Here is a 25,545-nt window from a genome sequence, read left to right on the forward strand (position 1 = left end):
GCTGTTGCGCCAGAGGTGAGCGACGGATCGTTCGCCTCGGCACGGTGCCGGTGTCGATCCTGAAGATCTAGCCGGCGTTTGGGCCCTTTCAAGCCACGCGGCAAATGTATCACCACTGCATGTCGCGCGGCACTGGCAACTTACAAGGATTAATGCCATGAGCCGAATCGCTCTGAGTTCTATAGAACGGGCGCAGCGGGAAATCCTGCCGCTCGATCTAGCGCTTTACCATGCTGCTCGGGACTATCCCGGCGGCGCCGCTGCAATTGCCGCCACCACCGGTAGAAACGCCACCACGCTGCAGCACAAGCTATCTCCAACCCACCCCAGCCACACGGTCAACATTCAGGAGTTTGGCGAGATCCTGGAGCTGACCAAGGACCGCCGCATCCTGGATGCGGTGCATGCGTTGGTAGGGGATACGACCTGGCAGGAGTTGGCCGAGGCGTACACCAACGACATGCCTGAAACCTTGACCACCGGCATTGCTGAGTATTTCCGGCAGGTGGCTGACTTGGCTGATACATGGGCCAAGAGCATCGGCGACGGCGTGGTCAGTGACCACGAACTGGCCGCGATTCGCCTGCAGGTGTTTCGCGGTATTCAGGGGCTGCTGGGGATGTTCAACCGCGCCACCTACGTCAATCAGACAACGCGGGGTATCGACCGTGGTTGATATCGTCGACTTTGCCAATGATCTGGTGCAGGAGCGTCTTGATCAGGCTCTTGCTGCACGTAACGCCGCCAAGCCCGCTTTGGCGGCGCATTCATTTCTCTTCTGCGAAAACTGTGACAGCCCTATCCCTGAAGGACGTCGCCTTGCTGTCCCAGGCTGCACGCAGTGCGTGAGTTGCCAAGAGATCGATGAGATCTGGGAGGCTGTCTATGCTCGATGAGGTATTGGGGCAATTCGCAGACTATGGCCTTGAGCCTGAGCAGGCGCTGACTTTCGGCAAACTGACCCGGTGCAAGACTTCGCAGGACAAGGGCAAGGAAAAAAACGGTTGGTACGTCGTCCACGAGCATCGGACCGAGAAAAACGAGACGCTGATCTTTGGCAGCTTTGGTGACTGGCGTTCGGGCGAAACACAAAAGATCAAGGTCAAGGCCGGGCGGATGTCCCCCGAAGAGCGTGAGGTCATGCGCGCTCGGCAGGAAGACGCCAAGCGCCGCGCTGCTGAGATCGCGACCAACGCGGCACGTCGAGCGGCAAACCGGGCGGCGGGCCTGTTCAAGCGTATGCCCGAGAAGGGCCGCAGCGATTATCTGGATCGCAAGCAAATCGTCGGTTTTGGTGTTCGCTACGCGCCGCGCACGGGCGCGTTTTTGGTGCCTATGTGCAACGTGCGAGACCAAATCGTTGGACTGCAGGTGGTGTTTCCAACCAAGCAGGAAGACACCGGTCGGGATAAGTCCTACTGGCCTTACGGTATGTCCAAAGAGGGCGCCTTTCACCTGATTGGTCCTCACCCTGAACCGGGTGAACCGGTGCTGGTGTGTGAGGGCTACGCTACCGGCGCAAGCCTACACATGGCGACCTCGCTGACCGTGGCCATCGCATTCGACGCGGGCAACTTGCTGGTGGTCTGCAAGGCCATGCGCGAGCGCTTTCCGGGTTGCCCATTGATCGTCTGCCGCGATGATGACTGGAAGACCAAGCGCCCTAATGGCGAGCCCTGGAACCCCGGTGAAGAAAAGGCGAACAACGCCGCATTGATTGTCGGCGGTCAGGTGGTTGCACCGATCTTCTCTGGTGAGCGGGAAGACAAGTGGACCGACTTCAATGATCTGCACGTTGCCGAAGGCCTGGAAGCGGTGCGCCGTCAGGTTCTGGCGGTGGTCAAGCCACCGGCAGCGGGCGGTTGGAAGGATCAATTAGCCCGCACTGAAAACGGCGCCCTGATCGCGCACATGCAGAACGTTGAGCTGATCCTCGGCAACGACGAACGCTGGGCTGGGGTTATCAGCTACAGCGCCTTCAGTTCCAAGATCGTCAAGCTACGGTCTGCACCATATGGCGGTGGCACGGGCGACTGGGCCGACATCGATGACGTTCGGGTGATGAAGTGGCTCGCGCAGCAATACAACCTGCGGGTGAAGTCAACCCAAGTGATCGAGGCGGTGAGCGTCGTCGCCCATGATCATGCGTTTCATCCGGTGCGGGAGTACCTGAACAAACTTGAATGGGACCGGGTGCCTCGGCTGGAAAGTTGGCTTACTGATGTGATGGGCGTGCAGGCCAGCGACTACTCGGCCAAGGTCGGCAAGCGCTGGATGCTTTCGGCGGTGGGGCGGGTGATGAGGCCCGGCTGTAAGGCTGACTCGGTGATGATCCTTGAGGGCGCGCAGGGTGCTGGTAAGTCGACGGCGATGAGCATTCTCGGCGGCGAGTGGTTCATGGATACGCCTTTTGCCTTGGGTGACAAGGACGGGTTTCAGGCAATCCGTGGCAAGTGGATCGTCGAGCTGGGCGAGCTGGACAGCTTCAACAAGGCCGAGAGTACCAAGGCCAAGCAGTTTTTCTCCGCGTCTACCGATACCTACCGCGAGAGCTACGGCCGCAGAACGAACGATGTGCCACGCCAATGTGTATTCGTGGGTACGACCAACCAGGACGAGTACCTCAAGGACGCCACCGGTAACCGGCGTTATTGGCCGGTCGCTTGTACCAAGGTCGATCTGGAGAAACTGCGCGAGATCCGCGACCAGCTCTGGGCTGAGGCGATGTTCTGTTATGAGGCGGGTGATATCTGGTGGGTGACGCCTGACGAAGCGCCGATGTTCGCCGAAGCACAGGACGAGCGTTTTGTGGTGGACGAGTGGGAAGGGCCAATCCTGGCCTGGTTGGAGGAGTCGCAGATCGGTGAAACCACCACCGGCAGCGAGGTGCTGTCTGGCCCGCTGAAGCTTGACGCCGGACACTGGGGTAAACCCGAGCAGATGCGGGTGGGGGCGATCATGCATCGGCTGGGCTGGCGGCGTACCCGCATGCCGGCGTTGGTGAAGAGTGGGCAGCGTCCGTGGGCCTACAAGAAACCGGCAGGTTGGGGCGGTGCCTCGGCGTTGCAGCGGGAAGCGTTCGAGGAGCCTTGCTTTGATTAAGCGAATCGACGAGATGCTCAAGCTGTGGGCTGAGGATCTGCACAGTCAACACGAAGGCGGTTCGGAGTTGGGCGGCGGCAACATGATCGCGATGTTGATGGAATGCAAAGGGGAGCTGATTCGCGGGACTCGCGGCAGCCGGGTGCTGCTGGATGAGTCGGCGGATATCGAGCTGATCGTGAACAAGCATCTGGCCCCAGAGCTGGCCCTGGTGGTGATGGAGCACTACTGCAACCATGAAAGCTTTTTGTCGCAGAAGATGCTGCACTGCGGATGCAGTGCGCCGACGTACTACCGCCGCTTGCACGATGCCCACGTGCACATCGAAGGCATGTTGATGGGGAAGGCTGCGTGACCCCAGGCACGACTCCGGCAATTGTTGTCCCACTGGCCCGCCTTGTCCCACTGCGTTTTAACGTGGCGGGACAAGCGCGGGCCTTGTCGTTGTTGGTCTGTCCCACCGTCCCACCTGTTGGAGCGTCCCGCCCATGTGAGCGCAGCGGACACCAGCACGCGCCCGTGGCGCGCACGCGTGTTATTCAATTTCTTCCTTTACACGAGAAAGAAGATAAAAAAGTAGGACAGTGGGGCGAAGCCCCGAATTCAGGCGCTCTCAGGCGTCCCACTTCGATTCTGAAAGGTGGGACAGATGGGACAACACAACAGCAACAGATAGCCGAAGTGGTGTATTCACCGACATTCGCTAGGCGTTCACCCTGCGTTACCCACTTATTCACCGGGTGGCATTAAAGTGGGGTTGCTGCCATGAGAATCCACCTGTAAAAAGTAGTCATCTTCGATAGGTGCGACCGCAGAGAGCGGCAGGCACCACACACCAAACCCGGCCACTGCGCCGGGTTTTTGCGTTTATGGGGTAGGGCGATGACAAACGAGCAACAAGCGCTGGCAGAGATGCCGATCTGGTTAGTGATCGTCCTGGCCCTGGTCGGCGGCGTATCGGGGGAGATGTGGCGGGCCGATAAGGATGGGGCACGGGGCTGGGCATTGTTGCGCCGGCTGGCTTTGCGGTCTGGTGCCTGCATTGTCTGCGGCGTATCGGCGATGATGTTGATGATCGGTGCGGGCATGACGATCTGGACCGCCGGCAGCTTGGGCTGCCTGACGGCGATGGCCGGTGCTGATGTTGCCATTGGCCTGTACGAACGTTGGGCCGCCAAGCGGCTGGGCGTCTGCGAAGTGCCGCCCGCAGGCGGGGAGCAGGGGTGATGCACCGGTTTGGGGCGCCGAAAATCGCCGGGGACCCTGGGGTTATTTGAGGGGTACGGGGTCGGAAACCCGCGGGATCTTGTTAGCGGCAGGGTTGCCAGCTTACTGAAATTCAATCCATTGAAATTGAAAGGTTTCCATTGAAAAGCCGTTGAAAAGGAGGGCTTATGACAGAACCAATGTACCTGTCGAAGAGCGCCTTCGCGGCTCGGATTGGCAGGGCTCCCAGCTACATCACCTGGTTGAAAAACAACAACCGCTTGGTGCTGACCGCCGATGGAAAGCAGGTCGATGTCACGGCCAGCGAAGCGTTGATTCGCGACACAGCTGACCCCAGCAAGACCGCCGTCGCCGATCGCCACCACCAAGACCGGCTTCAGCGTGACGTGTACAGCCAGTTATCCAGCCAGGTCGAGCCGACTTCAACGGCTACGCCGCCGCCCGCGATCATCCCTGCGGGGCAGCTGCCCGACTTCCAGAAAGCGCGGGCACTGCGCGAACACAACCTCGCTCAACTTGCAGAGATCGAGTTGCACAAGGCGAAGGGCGCGCTGGTCGCCCTGGCAGCGGTTAAAACCGGAGCCTACAACGCCGGCCGCATGCTGCGCGACCAACTGCTCGGCATGCCTCCGCAACTCGCTCCCGAACTGGCGTCCATGACAGACCCTTGGGAAATCGAAAAGCACCTGACGGCGGCGATTCGTCGCTCACTGGAAGACGCTGAACGCATGTCATCAGCGGACCTTGAACACGCACTGACCACGAGTTAAGCCCATGCCCATGGAATTTCCTGACGGTGCAGAGGTGTACCGCGAGGAGTATTTCCGTGGGCTGCGGCCCGATCCGGATGTCTGGATCGATCAGTGGTCCGACGAGTACATGCGGATCCCGCGTGACACCGGCGCCGCTGAGCCCGGTAAGTACCGCACCTCGCGCACGCCGTATGCCCGCGAGCCCATGCGTTGCCTGTCGCCGGCTCACCCCTGCAAGCGCGTGGTCACCATGGTGGCCTCGCAGTTGATGAAAACGCAGATTGCATTGAACTGGATCGGCGGCCTGATCCACATGACACCGTCCAACATCCTGACGCTGCTGCCGAGCCTCGGCCTGGCCAAGCGAGTGTCCTCGCGGATCAGCAAGACGATCAAGGCCACACCGGTATTGCGTGAGCGTGTGGCGTCCAGCCGATCGCGGGACTCGCGCAATACCATGGACACCAAGGAGTTCGAGGGCGGTTCGTTGTACGTCACGACTGCCGGCTCGGCGGCCAACCTGTCGGAACTGTCGGCACGCTACGTGTACGGCGATGAGATCGATCGTTGGGAGGTGGACATCGGTGAAGAAGGAGACCCGATTGAGCTCGCGGAAACCCGAGGCAGTACCTTCGGCCGCAACGCGAAGTTCTACTTTTCCAGCTCGCCGACTATCAAGGGGGCTTCACGGATCAACGATCTGTTCGAGGGTAGCGACCAGCGTTACTACTACGTCCCGTGCCCGAGCTGCGGACACATGCAGACCCTGGAGTGGGAGCGACTGCATTACTCGAAAGACTACAGCGTCGTGCATTACGAGTGCGCCGGTCCTGATTGCGACGTACTGATCGAGGAGTACCACAAGGGCGAGATGCTCGCCAAAGGCGAATGGCGGGCCCATGCCGAGGGCGACGGTGAGACGATCGGCTTTCACCTCAATGCGCTGTATTCACCGCTGGGTTGGATGGATTGGAAGTCACTGGCAAAGCAATTCGAGAAAGCAAAAAAGGCTCAGGCCAAAGGCGACCTCGAACCGATGCAAGTGTTCTACAACACCCGCTTGGCAAAGGTCTGGGACGCAGCCCAAGAGCAAACCAAAGCTGAGGTGTTGAGACAACGAGCGCGGCTGGAAGACTTCACCCTCGGCTCGCTGTCGGCTGCCGTGTTGATGATCACCGGCTCCGTCGACGTCCAGGCCAACCGCCTGGAGTTCATGGCCATGGGCTGGGGAGTCGGCATGGAACGCTGGGTTGTCGACTACCAGGTGGTTTCAGGTGATCCCGCTGATGAGCGCACCTGGGCCGCCTTGGACGAACTGCTCAAGGGCAAATACCGTCATCCGTGTGGAGTCTGGCTGGGCATTCTTGCGGTAGCTGTCGACTCCGGTGGACACCACACCGATGAGGTCTACCAGTTCTGCCGCGTTCGTCGCTGGCGCAACATCTTCGCCATCAAGGGCGCGAGCAAACCCGGAAAGCCTGTGATTGCTCAGCGGCCGTCGATGGTCGATGTGACTTGGAAGGGCCAGACCGAACGCAACGGCGCCGAGCTGTGGTTTGTCGGTACCGACACGGCCAAGGACTGGATCTACAATCGGTATCCGTTCGAGTCCGGACCGGGTGCGCTGCACTTTGCCAATGACCTGCCGGACGACTTCTTTGATCAGTGCGTCGCAGAACGCAAGGTCGCGCGCTACATACGCGGCCACAAGCGCATTGAGTGGGTCAAGGGCAAGGCCGAGCGCAACGAAGCGCTCGACCTGATGGTGTATTGCCTGGCCATGGCGCATTACCTGGGCCTCAACCGTTACAAGGAACACGACTGGGAGCGAGTGCGTCAGTCCCTGGCGCAGTCGGGTCTGTTCGACGACGCCTTGGGCATCAAGCCTGTTCAGGGCGAACGCGTCACCGCACCCACAACACCAGCTGCTGCACCGCAATCGGCTCCGCAACCCACTGTTGCTGTCGTGCAATCGCGACCGGCAGCGCCGCCACCTCAACGCCGCAGTTCCACCAGCGGTTACCTGAAGAGACGCTGATATGTCATTTACCCAAAAGCACCTCGACGCAGTTGAGGCGGCCATCGCGCGCGGTGAGAAAGTCGTGCGCTACACCGACCGCACCGTGGAGTACCGCACCGTCGACGAGCTGCTCAAGGCGCGCGAAGAAATCCGCACGTCGCTGATCAGCGCCGCCGGGCCTCGCTCACGCGTGGTGCGGCTGTACCACGGAGGCAAAGGAGTCTAATGGCCCGTCACTTTCCGACGCTCACCCGTAACGGATTCGTGTTGCCGTCGAACATCAAGGCCAGTTACGAAGGCGCCGGAGAGGGCCGTCGCTCCACTGGCTGGGATGCTCCCGACAACGGGATCAACAGCATCAATACCCCGGCACTGCGCAACCTGCGTTCACGGTCCCGGGCGGCGGTTCGCAATGACCCGTATGCCTTCAACGTCATCGACAAGCGCGTCAGCAACTTGATCGGCACCGGCATCACACCGAGGCCGAAAACCGACGACGATGATCTGCGCGCGTTGCTGCAGGAACTTTGGGACGATTGGGTTGATGAGTCGGACGCCGATGAGCGCACCGACTTCTACGGCCAGCAGGCGTTGGCCGCTCGCACGGTGGAAACCTCGGGTGAATGCTTTGTGCGATTGCGGCCACGCAGTCTGGACGAAGGCCTCGCGGTTCCGCTGCAGCTGCAGATCCTGGCACCGGAGTTCGTGCCGCATGACAAGTTCGAAACCACCAAAACCGGCAACATCATCCGCGCCGGGATTGAGTTCACACCAGGTGGTAAGCGGGTGGCGTACTGGATGTACCTGTCGCATCCGCGCGATGCGTCGTCGCTGAACGCCGGTTACAACCAGCTGGTGAGGGTACCAGCCGCGCAGGTGCTGCACATCTTTGAGCCGATCGAGCCGGGCCAACTTCGCGGCGTACCGCGATTGTCACCGGTGCTGAAGCGCCTTCGTAGTCTCGATAACTACGACGACGCGCTGTTGTTCCGCCAGGAGGTGTCCAACCTGTTTGCCGGGTTCATCAGTCGACCGGCGCCGGACTCAGGCCTCGTGCCGAGGGATCCGCTCACCGGTCAGCTGCTGAATCCTGATCGCGATGGCTTCACGCCGATGGTCGCGCTGGAGCCGGGCACCATGCAGGAGTTGGGACCGGGTGAAGAGGTCGAGTTCTCCAAGCCGCCGGACGCGGGCAATAACTACCCGGATTTCATGCGGCAGCAACTGATGGCAGCGGCTGCCGGAACGGGCACGCCTTACGAAATCCTCACCGGCGACATGCGCGAGGTCAACGACCGGGCGCTGCGGGTGGTGCTCAACGAGTTTCGCCGTCGCCTGGAGCAGCTGCAATTCAGCGTTTACGTGCACCAGCTCTGCCGCCCAGTGCGGGCGGCCTGGATGGACATGGCAGTGCTGTCCGGTGCCCTGGTGCTGGACGATTACACACAGCGACGTCGCCATTACCTGCGCACACGGTGGGTGCCACAAGGCTGGGCCTACATCCAGCCGGTGCAGGACGTTCAGGCGCGCCGGATGGAAGTGCAGGCGGGTTTTGCCTCACGCAGCGAGATGGTCCTGCGTACCGGTTACGACGCGGAAACGGTCGATGCGGAAAACGCCGCCGACCTGCAACGGGCTACGACCCTTGGCCTCAACTACAACACTCTCGACGCCGTCGTAATCAACGACGACAAGGAGCAACCATGAGCAAGAAAGCGCGACCGCGCATTTACAACCGCGCGGGCAAGCGGGTGCAGGTTCAGGATAAAACCTGGTACGCCGTGCAAGCCAGCGGCGAAGCCGCCGAGCGGGTGATCGAAGTTTTCGTCTACGGCGAGATCGGCGCCTGGGGCATCACCGCCAATCAGTTCGTGCAGGACCTGCGCGCCATGGACGACGGTGTCTCGCCGGTGATCGCCGCGTTCAACAGCATCGGCGGTGACCTGTTCGACGGGCTGGCCATGCACAACGCGCTGTCACGGTTGGGCGAGCGCTGTACCGGGCGGATTGATGCACTTGCCGCCAGTGCCGCGAGCGTGGCGGTGTGCGGTGCTCACCGCGTGGTAATTGCCTCCAACGCGATGTTGATGATTCACAACCCCTGGACTTATGCGGCCGGGGATGCCGAAGACTTCCGCAAGGTAGCCGACGTGCTCGACCAGACCATGGAAGCGATCATCGCGGCTTACAAGGCGAAGGCGCCGGACATCGATGAGGATGAGCTGCGGCGATTGGTTGCCGCTGAAACCTGGCTGACCGCCAATGAGGCGGTGGCGCTGGGCTTGGCCGATGAGGTGGGCGACGGCGTCAAGGTCAAGGCCTGCCTTGGCCAGGGGGCCGTGCTGCAGCGTTACCAGCACGCACCGGCCGAGTTGCTGGCTCAGCTCGACGAGCCGCCCGAGACGGATCCGGAGTTGGAGCCAGTCGATCCGCCTCCGACGCCGCCCGTGGTCGACTCAGCCAAGCTGGCCTTGATGATCACCCAGCGTTGCGCCGAATCCGGCATCAGTAACCTGATCGAGCCGCTGCTGAGCTCCACCAAGCTGGAAAACGAAGCGATCGTTCAGGCCGGCCTGACCCGGGCCAAGGCCGTGAATGATCTGTGTGTCGCGGCTCGTTTGCCCGAGTTCAGCGTCGAGTACGTGGCCGCTGGCCTGGACGTAGCGGCGGTGCGGGCGCGTCTGTTCGACAAGATCGTCGGCAGTGGCAAGGGCTTCGAAATCGATAACAGCCTGCCCCTGGATAATGACCCGGCGCCGAAGGTGCTGGCCAAACAACCTGATCCCACCTCGATCTGGGCCGCTCGACAAGCCGCTCAATCTGGACCTGCGCACGGCGCGAAAGGAGCAAGACCATGACCATCAAAAAAGAACCGATCCACGCCGGTGAGTTTCTCCTCTCTGAAGGCGCAGGGAATATTTCCCGGGAAACCATCAACGTCGCTGCCGGTGCTGCGCTGTATTCGGGTCAGATCCTCGGCCTGGTAGCGGCCACCGGCGAGTTCGCACCGTATGACCCGGTCGCGGAAGACGGCAGTGAAACGGCCGTGGCCATTCTTTATGGCTCGTTGGGCGAGTCGGACATTGTCCGTCGTGCTCGTGCCGTGGTGCGGTTGGCGGAAGTCAGCGAAGCGCATCTGACGGGGCTGGATCCTGACGCCGAGCAGGCGTTGGCCACTCATTTTCTGATCGTTCGCTAAGTCGGTCAGCCCACTTTACGCACCCCGCCTTGAGCGGGGTTTTTCATTTCTGGAGAGTCCCCATGGCCGATATCGCCATTTTTGACGACGAAGCATTCACCGTTACCGCGCTCACCGCAGCACTCAACGATCAACCCTATCTGCCAGGTCGCATCAGTGCCCTGGGGTTGTTCCGTGAGGAAGGGGTCACCACCCTGACCGTGCAGATCGAGAAGGACGGCGACACCCTGGCATTGGTTCCGGCGGGCGAGCGGGGTAGTTCTGGCCTGGTGGTCGGGGCCAGCAAGCGCAACCTGATTCCCTTCAACACCGTGCACCTGCCGGAACGCTTCACCATCAAGGCCGACGAGATCCAGGGCATTCGTGCCTTCGGTACCCGCACCGAGCTGCAGGCGGTGCAGGACGTGGTCAATGCCAGGCTGGCCAAGGCGCGGCGTCAGTTGGACGCCACCCACGAGTTCCAGCGCATGGGCGCACTCAATGGCCTGATCCTCGATGCTGATGGTCAGACACCGCTGTTGGATATCTATGCATCATTCGGCGTGCAGCGTCAGGCGTTGCCCATGGGGTTGAACGATCAGAACACCAAGCTGCGGGTTAAATGCGTCGAAGCACTGGATATGCAGGAGGACGCGCTCGGCAGCGTAACCAGTACCAGCTCCCGCGCTTTCTGCGGTAAGAACTTCTGGAACAAACTGATTGTTCACAAGTCGGTCGAGGAGACTTACCTCAACAGCCAGCAAGCGGCGGCGTTGCGCGGTGATGCCCGAGAGAGCTTCGAGTTCGGCGGCATTATCTGGGAGCGCTACCGTGGGAAGGTGGCGGGCGTTTCGTTCGTTCATGACGACAAGGCGTTGCTGATTCCTGAAGGTGTGCCGGATTTGTACATCTCGGTGTTCGCGCCGGCCGACTACATGGAGACGGTCAACACCCAGGGCATTCCGTACTACAGCATGATCGAGCCGTTGCCCTTCAACAAAGGCATGGCCGGTGAAGCCCAGTCCAACCCGCTGCACCTGTGCACTCGGCCCCGCGCACAGATCCTGCTGGAGCTCTGACCGTGGGTTTTCGCGATCTGATCGCCGAGGTCGACGCGGTGGTGTTCGAAACCCTGGGCGACACCGCGCGGATCGAAGGGCGTGATGAGCCGGTGCTGGGCATGTTCTCCGCGCCCTGGCTGCAGGCGAAGATCGGCAAGCTCAATACGGGCCTGCGCGAACCTCGGTTCGAGATCCGCGTCAGCGATTCGCAGGGGCTGGAACAGGGTCTGCTGGTCACCATCGACCTGCCAGAGCTGGATGGTGGCGGCGAGTACGACCTGCTGCAGCTGGAGCCGAGCGGTGACGGTCTGGTCGCCTTGATCCTGAGGATGCGCGCATGAGTGTCGGCAGCTATTTCAAACCGTCGGCCGGTGGCGGGATGCTTTCCATCCAGTCCTCGGCCGCCGACCTGCAAGCGTTCGAGGACTTTGCCAAGCTGGTGCCGAAAGCAGCCGCTGCGGCTCAGCGTCGAGCGATCAACAAGACGTTGGGGTGGCTGCGCACGCACATCGCGCGCGCGGTCAGTCGTCAGGAGCGCATCGCTGTCGCGGCAGTGCGTCAGCGTCTGCGCAGTTACCCGGTCTCCGGTGGAGCCACCAGCGGCAAGCTGTGGTTTGGCCTCAATGCGATTGAATCGAGCCGGATCGGGCGAGCGCGACAATCCGGCAGCGGCGTGTCGGTGGCCGGGCGGCGTTATCAGGGGGCTTTTCTCAAGAAGGTCTACGGCAACAAGCCCGACATCTGGATCCGCACCGCGAGCAAGCACTTCAATGCGGACGACTATCCCGACAGCACGGTGTCGGCAGGCCATGGTGCCAGTTCGGGGTGGGTCGCGGAAAACGGCGATCGCTTTCCGCTGGCCAAGGCCAAGGTATCGCTGGAGCAAGCACGGCCGCACTTCGACGCGTGGATCAAACGGGCACATGCACGCTTGCTGGAAATCCTGCAGCAAGAATTTAACTTTGAGCTGCAGAAGTACCTGAAGGTGACGGCCAATGCCTGAAGAGCCTTTTAGTCTTGATCAGCTCTATCGAGCGATTGAACAGCATCTGTCGAGCAGTTTGCCGGGCATCAAAGCGGTCACGGCCTGGCCGAACATCAAGGACCGTATCGCGTTGCCGGCGGTGTTCCTTGAAATGGCCGAAATGGAGCCGGGCAAGGACCTCGGCACCGGCGAGACCACGCTGGTGTGCCGGTTCGAGGCGCGGATCATTGTTGATCCGATAAAACCGCAGCATTGCCAACAAGCCGCACACCTGGCGGCGCAATTGGCGGTGTTGTTGCGGATGCAAACCTGGGACGTCGCAGTTGAGCCGGCAGAGTTCGTTCAGGCCATGCAGGATTGGACCAGGCCGGAGCTGGATGGCTACACCGTCTGGTTGGTTGAGTGGACCCATCAACTCTACCTCGGGGTGGAGGAATGGCCGTGGCCGGAGGATCTACCAGATCCACCACCGGTTGGTGATTACCCCGTTGAGGTGGTACTGGCACCGGAGGATCAGCCATGAGTTACCCCAGCGCCGAGCATGACCGCATGATCGCAGCGATGCTGATGCCGTGCGTGGTGGTTGGCGTCGATCTGGCGGCACCGGCGGTGCGGGTATCGAATGGCGAGTGGACCAGCGCCTGGGTGCGCTGGCACAGCCTCGCGGCCGGGAAGGCACGACACTGGCGGGCACCGAGCCTGGGCGAGCAGGGGGTGTTGTTCAATCCCAGTGGCCAGGCTGGCATGGGCACCTTTATTCCGGGGCTGTACGGCGATGCCGGTGCCCAGCCGGATAACCGCGATCATGTGGAAGTCTGGCGTTTTGATGATGGCGGCTCGCTGGTCTACGACTGGCAGGCCAAGAGCTACACCATCACCTTACCGACTGGCCGGGTAGTCACCAAGGTGGGCGCAACTGAGTCCGTCACCACTGACAGCAATGTCACGGTGACCACGACCAACATCAAGTTGATCGCGGCGGTGGAAATTCAAGGCCCATTACGCGTAACGGAAAGTGTTGAGGTCCTCGGCGGAGTACACGCTGCTGGGGACATCACCAGTGACGCGAATATCCTCGCTGCTGGATTAAGCGACAACCACCACACGCACTAGGGGGTGACATGAGCGAAGGACCACAAGCGCCTGAGTGCTATGACGTTGAGGTGATCGTCAAGTTGCTGCGGGGACAAATTGCCCAGGAATATGACGCCTATCGTATGCGCGAGCGCTGGCCGATCGTTTTAGCCAAAGCCGATCCTAAAGTGGTCGCCGAGGCGCTGGTACGGGTGTTGAGTTACGGCCAGTACGTGGCTCGCGAGCGACGCACGGTGTTGGCGAACTTCACCATCAACTGTAACGGGGGCGACCCTCAAGCGATCGCGGATGCCGTGGCCCAGTGCGCCGGCGCCGTTCGCTTGTAGGCGTAACCCCTCAATCATTCAGCCCGCCATGTGCGGGCTTTTTCATGCCTGGAGAAAACATGGCCAAGCCCACCGAGTTATCCGCCGACGATCAGTCGCCCGCTGCGGATCTGCTGCTGACATTCCGCGACAAGGTCTACACCTCGCGCACTCTGATCGTCCCCAAAAGTAATCGCACGCTGGCGGTCGCCAAGGGCCGTGTCGAAGTGTCGGTGTCGGATGAACAGGCTGTCAGTTATCTGAAGGCCAACCCAGAGTTCGAGCAATTGAAGGAGTGACTTAGATGATCGGAATGGATCGCCAGACCGGCCAGCCCATCTCCGGCATTGAGCATCTCCGTCAGTCCATGGCCGACATTCTGGGCACGCCGATTGGCAGTCGTCGGCACCGTCCGGAATACGGCAGCAAGCTCCGCGCATTCGTCGACTTACCTATTAACGCCGGTTGGAAAAGCTCGGTGCAAGCGGAGGCGGCCCGAGCGTTGGGTCGCTGGGAGCCGCGCTTGAAGCTTGAGAGTGTGCGGGTGCTGGCGGTGCTGGGCGGAGAAATTGATCTGAGCATTGCCGGCGACTACCTCGGCGACCGCTTTCTAGTGGAGGTGAGCGTATGAGTGGCTTGGATCTGTCGGCATTGCCGGCACCGGACGTTCTGGAACCCTTGGACTTTGAGGTCACCTATCAAGAAGGGTTGGACACCTTTCGCGGGCACATGGGCGATAACTGGAGTGCACCGCTGGAAAGCGATCCGGTGGTCAAACTGTTGGAGGTCGGGGCTTACAACAAGGTCAGCAATCGCGCTCGGGTCAATGACGCGGCCAAGGCCCTGCTACTGGCGCACGCCATCGGCAGTGACTTGGACCAGTTAGGGGCGAACTACAACCTCAAGCGCTTGGTGATTCAGGCCGAAGATCTGACGGCGGTGCCGCCGGTGCCGGAGATCAAGGAAAAGGACGATCCGTTTCGCGAGCGTATCCAGTTGGCCTTTGAAGGGCTGACCACGGCGGGGCCGCGTAACAGTTACATCTTGCATGCGCGTAATGCTTCGGGGCTGGTGACGGACGCCACGGCCGAAAGCCCGTCACCCTGCTGCGTGACGGTCACGGTACTGAGTTCTGAAGGGGAAGGCGAGGCCGGTCCGGAGCTGTTGGCTGCCGTCGCGGAGGGGTTGAATGATGAGGATGTGCGGCCGCTCACGGACTTTGTCACGGTGCAGAGCGCGGAGATCATTCGCTACCGCGTCGACGCCATTTTGCATATGAACGGCGCCGGGCCTGAGGGCGACGTCAGTCTGGCGGAAGCCATCAAACGTCTGGCGGCCTGGATCAATCCGCGTAAGCGGTTGGGCGTCGAGGTGGCGCGTTCGGCTATTGACGCGCAGTTGCATGTGGCTGGCGTGTCTCGGGTTGAGCTGACCGACTGGGTCGACTTGGCTCCGAGTAAGGCTCAGGCGGCGTTTTGCACCGATTACAGTGTGACGCTGGCGGGGGCGACATGAAGAGCCTACTGCCGAGCAATAGCACGCAACTGGAGCGCGCCCTGGAAGCGTCGTTTTACGAGCGCACGATCATCCCGCTGCGCACGCTCTACAACGCTCAGACCTGTCCGGTGCATTTGCTGCCGCATCTGGCGTGGGCGTGGTCGGTCGATCGCTGGGATCACCGATGGTCAGAAGCGACCAAGCGTAATGCGATCGCCGCGTCGTATTACATCCATGCCCGCAAGGGGACCATCGGCGCGTTGCGCCGGGTGGTCGAGCCCTTGGGTTATCTGATCGAAATCGTCGAGTGGTTCAGGACGGAGCCCAAAGGCGTACCGGGAACCTTTGCGCTGAAAGTCGGCGTGCTGGACACCGGTATCACCGAGGAAATGTTCCAGGAACTGGAGCGCCTGATCGACGACGCCAAGCCCGTGACCCGGCATCTGACCGGGCTCGATATCACGCTGGAAACCCGCTTGAACGCCTATGTCGGTTTCGCTGTGTATGACGGCGACGAGATCGATGTGTACCCCTGGAACAACCCGGACATTGACGTGGTGATTCAGAGCCGCCACGGCGTTAGCGAATACACCCTCGACGAATTGGACGTGTACCCCCATGGTTAATCAGAACTCTATTTTCGGCGGCCTGCTCACGACTCAGGGGGCCGCCAAGAAAACCAACTGCGACGCGCTGGGCATCCCGTGGGAGCCGCGGTACATGCTGATTGGTGATGCGGACGGCACCGACCCGGTGCCCAGCCCCACGCAGACCCAACTGGTCAATCAGGTCTATCGGGCTCAGCTTAATCAGCTGCGGGTGTCTCCGACCGACGACAACGTTTTGATTGCCGAGCTGGTGTTGCCCCCCGACGTGGGCGGCTGGTGGATTCGCGAACTGGCTCTGGAAGACAAGGACGGCGTGTTTTGCGCGGTGGCCAACGCGGCGCCAAGCTACAAGCCCTTGCTCGCGCAAGGCTCGGGGCGCAATCAGGTGGTGCGGATGCACATCATCACCAGCGGCACCTCGAACATTCAGTTGAAAATCGATCCCTCGGTGGTGCTGGCGACACGGCAGTACGTTACCGATACGGTTAACGGTCTGCTGCCCGCAAACAAGGTTGCCGGAACCTACACCAAGGTCACGGTGAATGATCGCGGGGTGTTTGTGGCGGGGTCGAACCCGACCACCTTGGCCGGGTACGGCATCACTGATTCGTTGACCTCGGAGCAGGTGAATAACGCGCTGGATAACAAGGCCGATAAAGCCACCACGTTGGTGGGTTATGGCATTACCGATGCGCTGCCGGCCGACCGTCTTGTCTATTCGCCGAATGCCCCGCTGCCGGCGGATGGCGTGGTCGGTACGCTCTGGCTGCAATACGAGGTGCCGCCGGGATGAATTTCCATATCAAGCTGGCAACTGGTTATGCCGCTGGGGTGATGCCTCGCGTCAAGCTCGCTGACGGGTGGCGCGACGGCCAGGAGCTGTTCGTGAAAACGGCGGACGGTTGGCGAACGGTGTGGCGGCGCACGGTCGTGTTTATCAACACCATCGAACGCGCCGGCGCCTCGATTTTCGATCTCATGGGCCAGCCGACTAAGGTCGGGAGCTACGTCTTCATTAACCGCGCCGTCATTTACGGCGGCGCCTCTGGGTTCGCCCTACGCACCGGGGTTTTCCCGGCCGGCTCAAGCCTTACGATCATCAACGAAAGCTATCTGCGTGGCCGTGGCGGGAATGGTGGATCGCACTCGGGAAGTATGAACGGCCAACCGGGCTTTGCTGCGTTGCTGCTCGATATCCCCGCTCAGGTTAACAACGCGGCAGGTTGGATATGGGGCGGTGGTGGTGGGGGCGGTGGTTCCTATGCTGCCTCCCGCGACGCGGGCGGCGGTGGCGGTGCGGGGCGTCCAGGCGGCGCAGGCGGTAGCAGCTTTCAGACGAGCACGTTGCCTGTCTACGGCGCTAGCGCCGGTACCGAAACAGCCGGTGGCAGCGGCGCAGGGTTTCCAGGCGCCGGGCCGTTCGGTGCGGCGGGTGGCGCACCGGGTTTACCGGGTAGCGGTGGCACCTACGCGGCCGGCGCGGCCGGTGATGCCGTCACCACGCAAGGCAAGGCGTTGACCTGGCTCGCAGGCAACACAACTGATCGAGTAAAAGGACCCATCGTATGACTGCACTGAAAATTCTATCGGTCAGCGCGACTGACCGCACGATGCTTATTGATTGGGGCAACGTGACGCTCAATCACTTTATCCCCTTGGAAATCCTGGACGCTCCCGACATTGAAGCCGTGGAACTGCTGCAGATAATCGAGGCCATGCGCCCGGCTGCCCCGGTGGCGGTTGATCTGCCCCAAGCGCTCGAGGCGATGGTTGAGCCGGTTGACTTTGGCGACGTGGAGCGCGCCTGGCGTGATATCGAGTTGGCCAAGTGGGTCGCGGTGAGGGATCGCCACCGTGATGAGCTGGAGCTGGGTATCGCGACGACCTTAACGGCGGTGCAATACGCCGAGTTGTTGGCCTATATCCAGCTGCTGCGCGACTGGCCTCAGTCTGCGGAGTTTCCCGATAGCGAGCACCGACCGGTCGCCCCTTCTTGGTTGGTTGAGCCCTAAACGCCCCGCACTGACAGGGCGTTTTCTTTTCTGACATCCGAGGTCTATCCATGACGTTGCATATCCTGCGCGCTGCTTTGCAGTGGGCGCTATTCCTGCCGCTGCGCGTGTTCCTGATCCTGCTGGGCTGGCTGGTGGTGCCTCTGGCTCTGCCGTTTCTCACCATCGAAAGCCCGTCGATTGCGTTCACCCAGGCACCGGGGTTCTGGGCGCTGGGCCGTCTGCCGGCATGGGCCTGGCTGTGGTCGAATGACCGCGACGGTGCCCTGGGCGATAAGCGCGGCTGGTGGCATCTGAACGCGCCGTTCGGCCTGGGCGCCTATCACTGGTTCTCACAGTTCTGGTGGTTGGCCATCCGTAACCCAGCCAACAACATGCGCTTTAGTCCCTGGTTCAGTTGTCCGTTGGCTGAGTGTGATTACCGTTACTGGGGCAATGAGAGTGTCAAGGATCGGCCAGGGCAAGGCGGCCGACGGCTACTGCTAGCGACACACAAAATCACCGGCAGGCGTTACTACGGTTTCTATGGTGTCTGGCAGTGGTCAGCGACACGGGCTCTGGTGATTCAGCTCGGCTTCAAACCGGAGCCCAGCGACTGGGCCGAAGACTACAGCGCCGACCCTTCGGCGCAGTGGAAGGGCCTGACGTTCGAGGTCAATCCTTGGAAGGCCATTTAACCCGCTTATAGACGTCACCCTGTTCTTAGCAATACGCGTAACACGAACATCCCTGACAGCCTCGCTTATGCGGGGCTTTTTCGTTTCTGGAGAGTAAGCCTTATGAGTTTCTTTCACGGCGTCACCACCACGCTGATCGATACCGGCGCGCGGACGATTTCGCTACCGTCGTCCTCGATCATCGGTCTGTGCGACACCTTTATCCCGGGTTTGCTCGGTGGCGGTACGGCGCTGGCCGGCGAGCTGAAGCTGATTACGTCCGAGCGCGAAGCCATTGCCGCGTTCGGCCCGGATTCGGCGATTACCAAAGCCGCTCAGGCAATCTACGTGCGCGCCAAGGCGGTAATCGTCGCGATCGGCGTACCCAAGCTGGAGGACGCCGCGCTGCAAACGTCCGCCATCATCGGTGGCGTTCTCGCCAATGGCCAGCGTACCGGCCTGCAGGCGCTGCTGGATGGCAAGAGCAAACACAACGCCCAGCCCAAGCTGGTCATCGCGCCGAAGCATTCCGCCACGCAAGCGGTAGCTACCGCCATGGATGCCCTGGCCGGCAAGCTGCGTGCGATGGCCATCCTCGACGGGCCGAACACCACCGATGAAGCGGCCATGACCTACGCCCAGGAGTTTGGCAGCAAGCGTCTGTTTATGGTCGATCCGGGCGTGCAGTTCTGGGACACGATCGTCAGTGCGACGGTCGATGCCCCGGGTTCGGCGTGGGCGGCGGGTCTGTTTGCCTGGACCGATGCTAACTACGGCTACTGGGCGTCGCCGTCGAACAAGGAGTTCGTCGGCATCACCGGCACGACTCGGCCGATCGAGTACCTGGACGACGACGAAACCTGCCGGGCTAACCTGCTGAACAACGCGAATATCGCCACCATCATTCGTGACGGCGGCTATCGCCTGTGGGGCAACCGTACCCTGTCCAGCGACCCGAAATGGGCATTCGTTACCCGGGTGCGGACCTGCGACATCCTCATGGACGCGATCCAGGCGGGGCACAAATGGGCGGTCGATCGCTCGATCACGAAGACCTACGTGGAGGACGTGACCGAGGGCCTTCAGGCGTTCATGCGCGATCAGAAGAACGCCGGCGCGGTGATCAACTTCGAGGTCTATGCGGACAAGGAAATGAACACGGCCACCCAAATCGAGCAGGGCAAAATTTTCTGGCGCATCCGCTTTACCGACGTGCCGCCGGCAGAAAACCCGAATTTCCTTATCGAAGTCACCAACGAGTGGCTGACCGAAGTTCTTGAAACCGCCTAAGGGGGCCGCTCAATGATTCCTCAAGTTCTCTCCAACATGAACGCATTTGTCGACGGTGTGAGTTTTGCCGGTGACGTGCCCACGCTGTCGCTGCCCAAGCTGACGCAAAAGACCGATGACTACCAGGGCGGCGGCATGTCCGCCCCGGTCGAAATCGCCATGGGCCTGGAAAAGCTCGAGGCGGCGTTTACCACCAACGGCGTGCGTCGCGAGTCGCTGAAGTACTTCGGGCTGGCTGACCAGACCGCCTGCAACATTGTCTTTCGTGGCGCTTTTCGGGGGCTGAAAGGGACGGTTACGCCGGTCGTGGTCACCCTGCGCGGTGGCATCAAAGAGGTCGACATGGGCGACTGGAAGCCGGGCGACAAGGCCGAAATCAAGCACGCGATCAAGGCCGTTTACTACAAGCTCGAAATCGACGGCCGCGTGATGTACGAGATCGATCCACTCAACATGATTCAGGTAATCGACGGTGTCGATCAGCTGGCTGCAGAACGCTCGGCCGTCGGCCTCTAAGGACAAATGAACATGACTCAAGTAACTCAAGACACCGTGGTATCGAACTTGCCGAAATGGCTGAAGCTAACCGACGAAGGTGTGACAGTCACGCTCAGATACCCAACCCTGATCAGCGGTGTCCTGACCGATGCTCTGACCGTGCGCGCGCCCAGCGTGAAGGATTGGCGGGCGTCCAAGGTGGCTGGCAATAGCGACTACGAACTGCAGGAGCTGTCGTTGTTTGGCAGTTTGACTGGGCTTACCGAAGCGGAGTTGTTGACCTTGAAATACAAGGACTACCAGCGCCTCTCGGCGGGCTATTTTCGCCTGGTCGAAGAAGACGACGTTTAACGCCGCCACGCTCAAGGACGCGGCCCGACGCTTGGCGCGAGAGACCGGTTTCTCGGTCGCCGAGATCGAGGCCATGCCTTTTGACCAGATGGTGTGGTGGCTCTCGGACTGAGCCACCTTTGTTTTACCCGACGTATAGGGCACGCACATGGCGAACAAACTCGCGCTCGGCCTGGTCATTGGCGGGGCGGTCAGCTCTACGGTGGGCTCGGCGTTCAAGGACGTCACCAGTCGCATCAAGCGTCTGGAGGCCGAAGGCGCCAAGGCCCGAGTGCTGCAAAAGACCATCGGCGACACGGTGCGGCTGCGTGAAGAATGGCGCAAAGCGCACATGGCTGGCGACAAGGGTGCCTCAGCGTTGCTGAGCAAACTGGAAACCAACCTCAGCAGTCTGAAGAAGCAAGGTGTTGAAGTCCGTAATTTGGCCAAGGCCTACAACAGCATGGGACAGGCGGCGGCCAAGGCCGAGCTGAAAGCCAAAGGTCACCAGCAGATCGACGAGGGCAAGCAAAAGCTCAAAAGCAGTGTCGGGCAAGCGGCGGCTGCCACGGCGGCGATGGCCATCCCGACGAAAGTCAGCGCGGACTATGGCGCGATCATTCGCGACATCGCGATCAAGGCGAACATTGCCAACAAACCCGAAGAGGCAACGTTATCCAGAACGGTGATCGACACGTCTCGGGACACTGGCATGGCGCGTAACCAGGTGGCCGAAGTGGTCAACGCGCTGGTGGGAGCCGGCATGGAGCTGGACAAGGCCCTGCAGTACGCCCCGACAGCGGCCAAGTTCGCCGTGGGCCAAGGTTCAGACGGCGGCGAAACGGCGCGCATGATCAACGCCCTGGGACAGAACGCCAAGATCTCTGATCCGGCAGTGATGCAAAAAGCGCTGGAGGCTATTGCCTATCAAGGGCAGGCGGGGAGTTTTGAAGCGGCCGACATGGCGCGCTGGTTCCCTGAGCTGCTGGCTGGCATGGGCAAGCTGGGCATCACCGGCATGGACTCGGTGACGCAACTGGGCTCGATGCTGCAGGTGCAAATGAAGACCGCCGGTGGTTCGGATGAGGCGGCCAACAACCTCAAGAACTGGATGGAAAAGATCGGCTCGGGTGAGACGGTCGACGCTTACAAAAAGGCCGGGATCGATTATCAGGGGTCGATGAACACTGGCCTGCAGAATGGAAAGTCGACGCTGGAGTCCAGCTTTGAGTTGGCCCAGAAATACATCGCGGCGACCGACCCGAAAAAGGCCGCTGCCATGGCGGAAGCCACGGCCAGGATCAGCAAGGAAGCGGATCCGGAAAAAGCCAAGGCCATGCTGGTGTCCTTGGAACAAGCGTTGCGTACCGGCGATCTGTTCTCCGACATGCAGGTCAAGGGAGCCTTGACCGCGTACATGCAGAACAAGGACCTGTACGACAGGCTGAAAAAGGAATCGGCCAGTGCCACCGGGATTCTGGACAAGAACCTGGAGGAGCGCCGGCAGTCGTCGGCGCAGAAATGGTCGGAGATGGCGCAGGGCATGGACGACGCCATGCGTGCGATCGGTGATGCGTTTCGCCCCGTCACGGACAAGGTGGCAGAGGGTCTGACCTACGTCACACAAGGGCTCAGCAACCTCTCCGACGAATCACCGCGAGTGGTGCAGGGCATCGGTGCAGCGGTCGCGGCGGTGATCGCGTTTCAGTCGGCTATGAGCACCTTCAAGATCGCCAAGGGGTTGATGAACCTGGGACGCGGTTCACTGATGGGCAATCCGAACATTCCGCAAAAGGTGATCGTCACCAACATGGGGGCCATGGGTGGCGGCGGTGGTCTGGATGCCGGCGACCTCGATGCCGATGGCAAGGGAAAAAAGGGCGGCAAGGGCGGTGGTCGCGGTGGCGGCGGTGCCAGTGTCGGCTCCGTGGTCAAAGGGGCGGCGGTGGTTGCCGTGGTGGATGCAGGTTTTAAGGCCTACGACACCTACCAGAACGCCGAGACGCAGGACGAGAAAGCTGAAGGATATGGCGCGGCAGCGGGCGGTCTGGCGGGTACGCTGGCCGGTGCCGCCGCCGGTGCGGCGATTGGCTCGGCGGTGCCGGTGATTGGCACCATCGTCGGCGGCCTGATCGGGGGCTACCTCGGCAGCCAGGGCGGCGATGCCCTGGGCGGCTACCTCGGCAAGTCGATGTTTGGTACCCCCGAGGAGCTGAAGAGCATGCCGGCGGCGGGGCCGCTGATGATGGTCAACGCCGGCAAGAACATCCCGCCGGTGATGGGTGACATCGCCAAATCGTTCGATACGGCGCCGAAAGCGTTCGAGCCGCCACCGGTGTCGTATGACCCGCGCGACCTCAACTCAAAAGACGCCATGCTGCTGCCGCACTTTGCCAACAAGGTGCGTTTCCCGGGTTCTGAGTTGCGCCGGCCCAAGGTCATTCGCTCCGGGCTGGAGGATCCCGCGCCGCAGCCGGGTGATGCTGCGCGCGCCATGATGTTGCCGCCGGCCAGTGCGGACGCGGGCATGACAGCGGGGCCGCTGGCGATGGTGGCGAAGCCGGCACCGACCACGATCGAATCGAAAGTGGACATTCAGGCGCCGTTCTCGCTGGTGGTCAACGGCGACGTGAAGGACGCGGCGACGCTCTACGGTCAACTCAAACCGCTGCTCGATCAGCACTATCGGGATATGGCCAGGCAAGTGGGTAGCAGCAAGCTCTACGACGCACCACACGTTTAATCAGGAGGGCGCATGCCTGCATTGGAGCAATTACAGTCGGGGCTGAAGTACCTCGCGTCGGCCGGCGAAACCGGCCGGCGTAGCCTGGACGGCATGCTGGGGCCGGTGAATGGCGCGATCAGCGAAATCAGCGGTGCCGCGTCCGAGCTGGAGGATCTGCCCTTTGTCGGGCCAGAGGTCGGGGCCAAGCTGCAGCGCGTCATGCGTGGAGTGCAGGCAGCTCAGGCCAAGGTTGGCCAGGTGGTGGCTACCTACAACAAGGTATCCCGGGCACTGTCGACAATGGACGAGCGCTTCGGCGTGCTAAAGGAGCAGGCAGCCAAGGCGGCGACAGCGATCAACAAGATCGCCGGCAAGGTCAATCCGTCGTTGGGTAACGTCTTGCCCACGGGCGCGTTTGCGGCCGATGGCACGCCGGCACCGGAGGCGGTGAAGCCGTTTCCGCACCTGCTGATCATTCAACCGCAAGACCCCAAGGCCAAGCCGTATTACTTCAACCTCGACACGGCAGCCTTTGATTCGCTACGCCGCTCGACCGAATTCCGCTGGGCCTCGCAGGAGCGCCTGTCACGGCGGCCGGCACAGCAAGGCGTCGGCATGGGCGACGAGAAAATCACGCTCAAGGGTGCGATCTTCCCGGGCTTCAGGGGTGGACTGAAGCAGCTCGACACGCTGCGCTCGATCGGCGCCCAGCTCAAACCGCTGACGCTGACCACGGGTTATGGCGACGTGCTGGGTACGTGGTGCCTGAAGAACGTCGACGAGGATCAAAGCTCGCTGCTGCAAGGCGGGATCCCACGTAAGCAAGAGTTCACTCTGGAGTTTGTGCGCTATGGCGACGACATGCAGAACGTCTGACGGGGATCTGTTGGACACCATTTGCCATAACTTCTATGGCCACCTGAACGGCAGTGTCGAGGCGGTGCTGAATGCCAATCAGGGACTGGCCGAGGAAGAGCAGCCGTTTCGCGCCGGCTTGATCATCCTGCTGCCGGATTTGCCGAGTCCAGTCTCTGAAGGTGTGACGCTGTGGGACTGATCTCGTCCAGAGTCGCCGCTGGCGACTGATCGAGTTACGAGTTACAACCCATCCCTCAGCCCGCCCCGTGCGGGTTTTCTTTTGGACAAAATCCATGACTCCCATGTTTCGCGTCGTCGCCGATGGTGCCGACATCACTGGCCTGATCAATGATCGGCTGATCCAGCTTCGAACCACGGACAAACCCGGCATGGACTCGGACGAGTTCGAGTTGCGCATTGATGACCGTGACGGGCTGGTGACGTTGCCTCGGCGCGGGGTCGGCATCGAGATTTACCTGGGCTACGCCGAGACAAGCTTGGCGCGCCTGGGCCGCTACGTGGTCGATGAGGTCACGGTGTCGGGGCCGCCGGATACGATCGTGATCACGGGCAAGGCCAGCGACATGCGCGGCAGCGGCAAGACCATTCGCAGCGGTAGCTGGGAGGACGTGCCGCTCTCGAAGATCGTGACCGATATCGCCGCGCGTAACGGCTGGGCGCCGGTGTGCCCGGTGACGACGAAAGTCTCCCGGGCGGACCAGCTTAGCGAGTCCGATTTTAATTTCATCACTCGCCTGGCCAGGCTGTACGACTGCACGGCGAAGGTCGCCGACGGCAAGCTGTTGGTGATGCCGCGCCAAGGCGGGCAGAGCGCGAGCGGCAAGGCGTTCGGCGCCGTCACTATCACGCGCAAGGACGTCAGCCGCTGGCAGTTCCGCTTGGGCGATCGCAACACACACGGGAAGGTGGCCACCAAACACCAGGACAAGAAGGGCGGCAAGCTTTCGGTGGTGTCCCTGGACAATGACGACGTGCCGGATGGCCTGCCCTCGGTGCACACCGATCGGCACATCCACCCAAACAAGACTGCCGCCGAGTCGGCGGCCAAGGCGCGCTTGGCGGCGTTCAACCGCTCCGGCGCCGGGGTACGCTTTGAAATGCCCGGGCGCACGGACCTGTTTGCCGAACGGCCGGTCAATGCTCAGGGCTTCAAGGTCGGGCTCGATGGCGAGTATCTGGCGGATTCCGTTGAGCAGGTTTACACCCAGGCCGGCTGGTCGACCGCGGTTGAATGCAACGGCGGCAACAAGGGCAAGGCCAAAGCCAAGGGCAAGAAAAAGAAGGAGGTGAAGCCGGTCAAGATCGTCAGTCTGTAATAACCCCGT

Annotated in this window: 32 protein-coding genes; all 32 read left to right on the plus strand. The window is 61.5% G+C overall.

Annotated elements, in window-relative coordinates; genetic code table 11:
- Positions 1 to 157: 157 nt before the first annotated feature.
- The 32 genes from ACYZUD_RS00495 (at position 158) to ACYZUD_RS00650 (ending at position 25,536) form a co-directional block, all read left to right on the plus strand.
- Positions 158 to 676 (plus strand): phage regulatory CII family protein, encoded by a 519-nt coding sequence (locus ACYZUD_RS00495; RefSeq protein ID WP_038980005.1) that lies wholly within the window; start codon positions 158 to 160, stop codon positions 674 to 676.
- Complete coding sequence (locus ACYZUD_RS00500; protein ID WP_462022107.1) at positions 669 to 896, plus strand: TraR/DksA family transcriptional regulator; 228 nt, start codon at positions 669 to 671, stop codon at positions 894 to 896. Before ACYZUD_RS00495 ends, ACYZUD_RS00500 begins: the two co-directional genes overlap by 8 nt.
- Positions 886 to 3,102: a VapE domain-containing protein gene (locus ACYZUD_RS00505; protein WP_462022108.1), complete on the plus strand. Its 2,217-nt coding sequence runs from the start codon at positions 886 to 888 to the stop codon at positions 3,100 to 3,102. Before ACYZUD_RS00500 ends, ACYZUD_RS00505 begins: the two co-directional genes overlap by 11 nt.
- Positions 3,095 to 3,457 (plus strand): PA0613 family protein, encoded by a 363-nt coding sequence (locus ACYZUD_RS00510; RefSeq protein WP_462022109.1) that lies wholly within the window; start codon positions 3,095 to 3,097, stop codon positions 3,455 to 3,457. The genes ACYZUD_RS00505 and ACYZUD_RS00510 overlap by 8 nt, the downstream gene beginning before the upstream one ends.
- Before the next feature lie 527 nt (positions 3,458 to 3,984).
- Positions 3,985 to 4,329 (plus strand): phage holin family protein, encoded by a 345-nt coding sequence (locus ACYZUD_RS00515; protein ID WP_282482312.1) that lies wholly within the window; start codon positions 3,985 to 3,987, stop codon positions 4,327 to 4,329.
- A 167-nt stretch (positions 4,330 to 4,496) separates the two neighbouring features.
- Complete coding sequence (locus tag ACYZUD_RS00520) at positions 4,497 to 5,099, plus strand: terminase small subunit (protein WP_462022110.1); 603 nt, start codon at positions 4,497 to 4,499, stop codon at positions 5,097 to 5,099.
- A gap of 4 nt (positions 5,100 to 5,103) precedes the next feature.
- Positions 5,104 to 7,119, plus strand: a complete 2,016-nt coding sequence (locus ACYZUD_RS00525) for a phage terminase large subunit family protein (protein ID WP_462022111.1) — start codon at positions 5,104 to 5,106, stop codon at positions 7,117 to 7,119.
- 1 nt (position 7,120) lies between these two features.
- Positions 7,121 to 7,327 (plus strand): phage head-tail joining protein, encoded by a 207-nt coding sequence (locus ACYZUD_RS00530; protein WP_010462377.1) that lies wholly within the window; start codon positions 7,121 to 7,123, stop codon positions 7,325 to 7,327.
- Positions 7,327 to 8,808 carry a phage portal protein gene (locus ACYZUD_RS00535; RefSeq protein ID WP_462022112.1) on the plus strand — a complete coding sequence of 494 codons (1,482 nt, stop codon included), beginning with the start codon at positions 7,327 to 7,329 and terminating at the stop codon, positions 8,806 to 8,808. Before ACYZUD_RS00530 ends, ACYZUD_RS00535 begins: the two co-directional genes overlap by 1 nt.
- Positions 8,805 to 9,959 (plus strand): head maturation protease, ClpP-related, encoded by a 1,155-nt coding sequence (locus ACYZUD_RS00540; RefSeq protein WP_462022113.1) that lies wholly within the window; start codon positions 8,805 to 8,807, stop codon positions 9,957 to 9,959. Before ACYZUD_RS00535 ends, ACYZUD_RS00540 begins: the two co-directional genes overlap by 4 nt.
- Positions 9,956 to 10,300 (plus strand): head decoration protein, encoded by a 345-nt coding sequence (locus ACYZUD_RS00545; RefSeq protein ID WP_462022114.1) that lies wholly within the window; start codon positions 9,956 to 9,958, stop codon positions 10,298 to 10,300. Before ACYZUD_RS00540 ends, ACYZUD_RS00545 begins: the two co-directional genes overlap by 4 nt.
- Before the next feature lie 62 nt (positions 10,301 to 10,362).
- Positions 10,363 to 11,358 carry a major capsid protein gene (locus ACYZUD_RS00550; protein WP_462022115.1) on the plus strand — a complete coding sequence of 332 codons (996 nt, stop codon included), beginning with the start codon at positions 10,363 to 10,365 and terminating at the stop codon, positions 11,356 to 11,358.
- Between the two features lie 2 nt (positions 11,359 to 11,360).
- Entirely contained in the window at positions 11,361 to 11,681 is a 321-nt protein-coding gene (locus tag ACYZUD_RS00555; protein WP_462022116.1) for a head-tail joining protein, read from the plus strand.
- Positions 11,678 to 12,343, plus strand: a complete 666-nt coding sequence (locus ACYZUD_RS00560; protein ID WP_462022117.1) for a hypothetical protein — start codon at positions 11,678 to 11,680, stop codon at positions 12,341 to 12,343. Before ACYZUD_RS00555 ends, ACYZUD_RS00560 begins: the two co-directional genes overlap by 4 nt.
- A complete protein-coding gene (locus ACYZUD_RS00565) occupies positions 12,336 to 12,848 on the plus strand; it encodes a hypothetical protein (RefSeq protein WP_462022118.1) in 513 nt (170 codons plus the stop codon). Before ACYZUD_RS00560 ends, ACYZUD_RS00565 begins: the two co-directional genes overlap by 8 nt.
- Positions 12,845 to 13,438: a phage baseplate assembly protein V gene (locus ACYZUD_RS00570; RefSeq protein WP_462022119.1), complete on the plus strand. Its 594-nt coding sequence runs from the start codon at positions 12,845 to 12,847 to the stop codon at positions 13,436 to 13,438. Before ACYZUD_RS00565 ends, ACYZUD_RS00570 begins: the two co-directional genes overlap by 4 nt.
- A gap of 8 nt (positions 13,439 to 13,446) precedes the next feature.
- A complete protein-coding gene (locus tag ACYZUD_RS00575; RefSeq protein ID WP_462022120.1) occupies positions 13,447 to 13,746 on the plus strand; it encodes a hypothetical protein in 300 nt (99 codons plus the stop codon).
- Positions 13,747 to 13,805: 59 nt separating this feature from the next.
- Positions 13,806 to 14,024 (plus strand): hypothetical protein, encoded by a 219-nt coding sequence (locus ACYZUD_RS00580; RefSeq protein ID WP_462022121.1) that lies wholly within the window; start codon positions 13,806 to 13,808, stop codon positions 14,022 to 14,024.
- A gap of 5 nt (positions 14,025 to 14,029) precedes the next feature.
- Positions 14,030 to 14,356, plus strand: a complete 327-nt coding sequence (locus ACYZUD_RS00585) for a GPW/gp25 family protein (protein WP_462022122.1) — start codon at positions 14,030 to 14,032, stop codon at positions 14,354 to 14,356.
- The gene (locus tag ACYZUD_RS00590) at positions 14,353 to 15,240 is read left to right on the plus strand and encodes a baseplate assembly protein (RefSeq protein ID WP_462022123.1); all 888 of its coding nucleotides are present in this window, start codon (positions 14,353 to 14,355) and stop codon (positions 15,238 to 15,240) included. The genes ACYZUD_RS00585 and ACYZUD_RS00590 overlap by 4 nt, the downstream gene beginning before the upstream one ends.
- Complete coding sequence (locus ACYZUD_RS00595) at positions 15,237 to 15,848, plus strand: phage tail protein I (protein ID WP_462022124.1); 612 nt, start codon at positions 15,237 to 15,239, stop codon at positions 15,846 to 15,848. The genes ACYZUD_RS00590 and ACYZUD_RS00595 overlap by 4 nt, the downstream gene beginning before the upstream one ends.
- The gene (locus tag ACYZUD_RS00600; protein ID WP_462022125.1) at positions 15,841 to 16,623 is read left to right on the plus strand and encodes a phage tail protein; all 783 of its coding nucleotides are present in this window, start codon (positions 15,841 to 15,843) and stop codon (positions 16,621 to 16,623) included. Before ACYZUD_RS00595 ends, ACYZUD_RS00600 begins: the two co-directional genes overlap by 8 nt.
- A gap of 137 nt (positions 16,624 to 16,760) precedes the next feature.
- Complete coding sequence (locus tag ACYZUD_RS00605) at positions 16,761 to 17,399, plus strand: hypothetical protein (RefSeq protein ID WP_462022127.1); 639 nt, start codon at positions 16,761 to 16,763, stop codon at positions 17,397 to 17,399.
- A complete protein-coding gene (locus ACYZUD_RS00610; protein WP_462022128.1) occupies positions 17,396 to 17,842 on the plus strand; it encodes a phage tail assembly chaperone in 447 nt (148 codons plus the stop codon). The genes ACYZUD_RS00605 and ACYZUD_RS00610 overlap by 4 nt, the downstream gene beginning before the upstream one ends.
- 50 nt (positions 17,843 to 17,892) lie before the next feature.
- A complete protein-coding gene (locus ACYZUD_RS00615; protein WP_462022129.1) occupies positions 17,893 to 18,519 on the plus strand; it encodes a DUF7338 family protein in 627 nt (208 codons plus the stop codon).
- Positions 18,520 to 18,621: 102 nt separating this feature from the next.
- Positions 18,622 to 19,788, plus strand: a complete 1,167-nt coding sequence (locus tag ACYZUD_RS00620) for a phage tail sheath subtilisin-like domain-containing protein (RefSeq protein ID WP_462022130.1) — start codon at positions 18,622 to 18,624, stop codon at positions 19,786 to 19,788.
- Positions 19,789 to 19,800: 12 nt separating this feature from the next.
- On the plus strand, positions 19,801 to 20,304 hold the full coding sequence (locus ACYZUD_RS00625; protein ID WP_462022131.1) for a phage major tail tube protein: 504 nt from the start codon (positions 19,801 to 19,803) through the stop codon (positions 20,302 to 20,304).
- A gap of 12 nt (positions 20,305 to 20,316) precedes the next feature.
- The gene (locus tag ACYZUD_RS00630; RefSeq protein ID WP_462022132.1) at positions 20,317 to 20,637 is read left to right on the plus strand and encodes a phage tail assembly protein; all 321 of its coding nucleotides are present in this window, start codon (positions 20,317 to 20,319) and stop codon (positions 20,635 to 20,637) included.
- 148 nt (positions 20,638 to 20,785) lie between these two features.
- Positions 20,786 to 23,359, plus strand: coding sequence for a phage tail tape measure protein (locus ACYZUD_RS00635; RefSeq protein ID WP_462022133.1), 2,574 nt, complete (start codon positions 20,786 to 20,788; stop codon positions 23,357 to 23,359).
- 12 nt (positions 23,360 to 23,371) lie between these two features.
- A complete protein-coding gene (locus ACYZUD_RS00640; RefSeq protein WP_462022134.1) occupies positions 23,372 to 24,217 on the plus strand; it encodes a phage tail protein in 846 nt (281 codons plus the stop codon).
- A complete protein-coding gene (locus ACYZUD_RS00645; protein WP_462022136.1) occupies positions 24,192 to 24,398 on the plus strand; it encodes a tail protein X in 207 nt (68 codons plus the stop codon). Before ACYZUD_RS00640 ends, ACYZUD_RS00645 begins: the two co-directional genes overlap by 26 nt.
- A 94-nt stretch (positions 24,399 to 24,492) precedes the next feature.
- A complete protein-coding gene (locus tag ACYZUD_RS00650) occupies positions 24,493 to 25,536 on the plus strand; it encodes a phage late control D family protein (RefSeq protein WP_462022137.1) in 1,044 nt (347 codons plus the stop codon).
- Positions 25,537 to 25,545: the final 9 nt, after the last annotated feature.

The sequence above is a fragment of the Pseudomonas sp. XS1P51 genome (assembly GCF_054897845.1).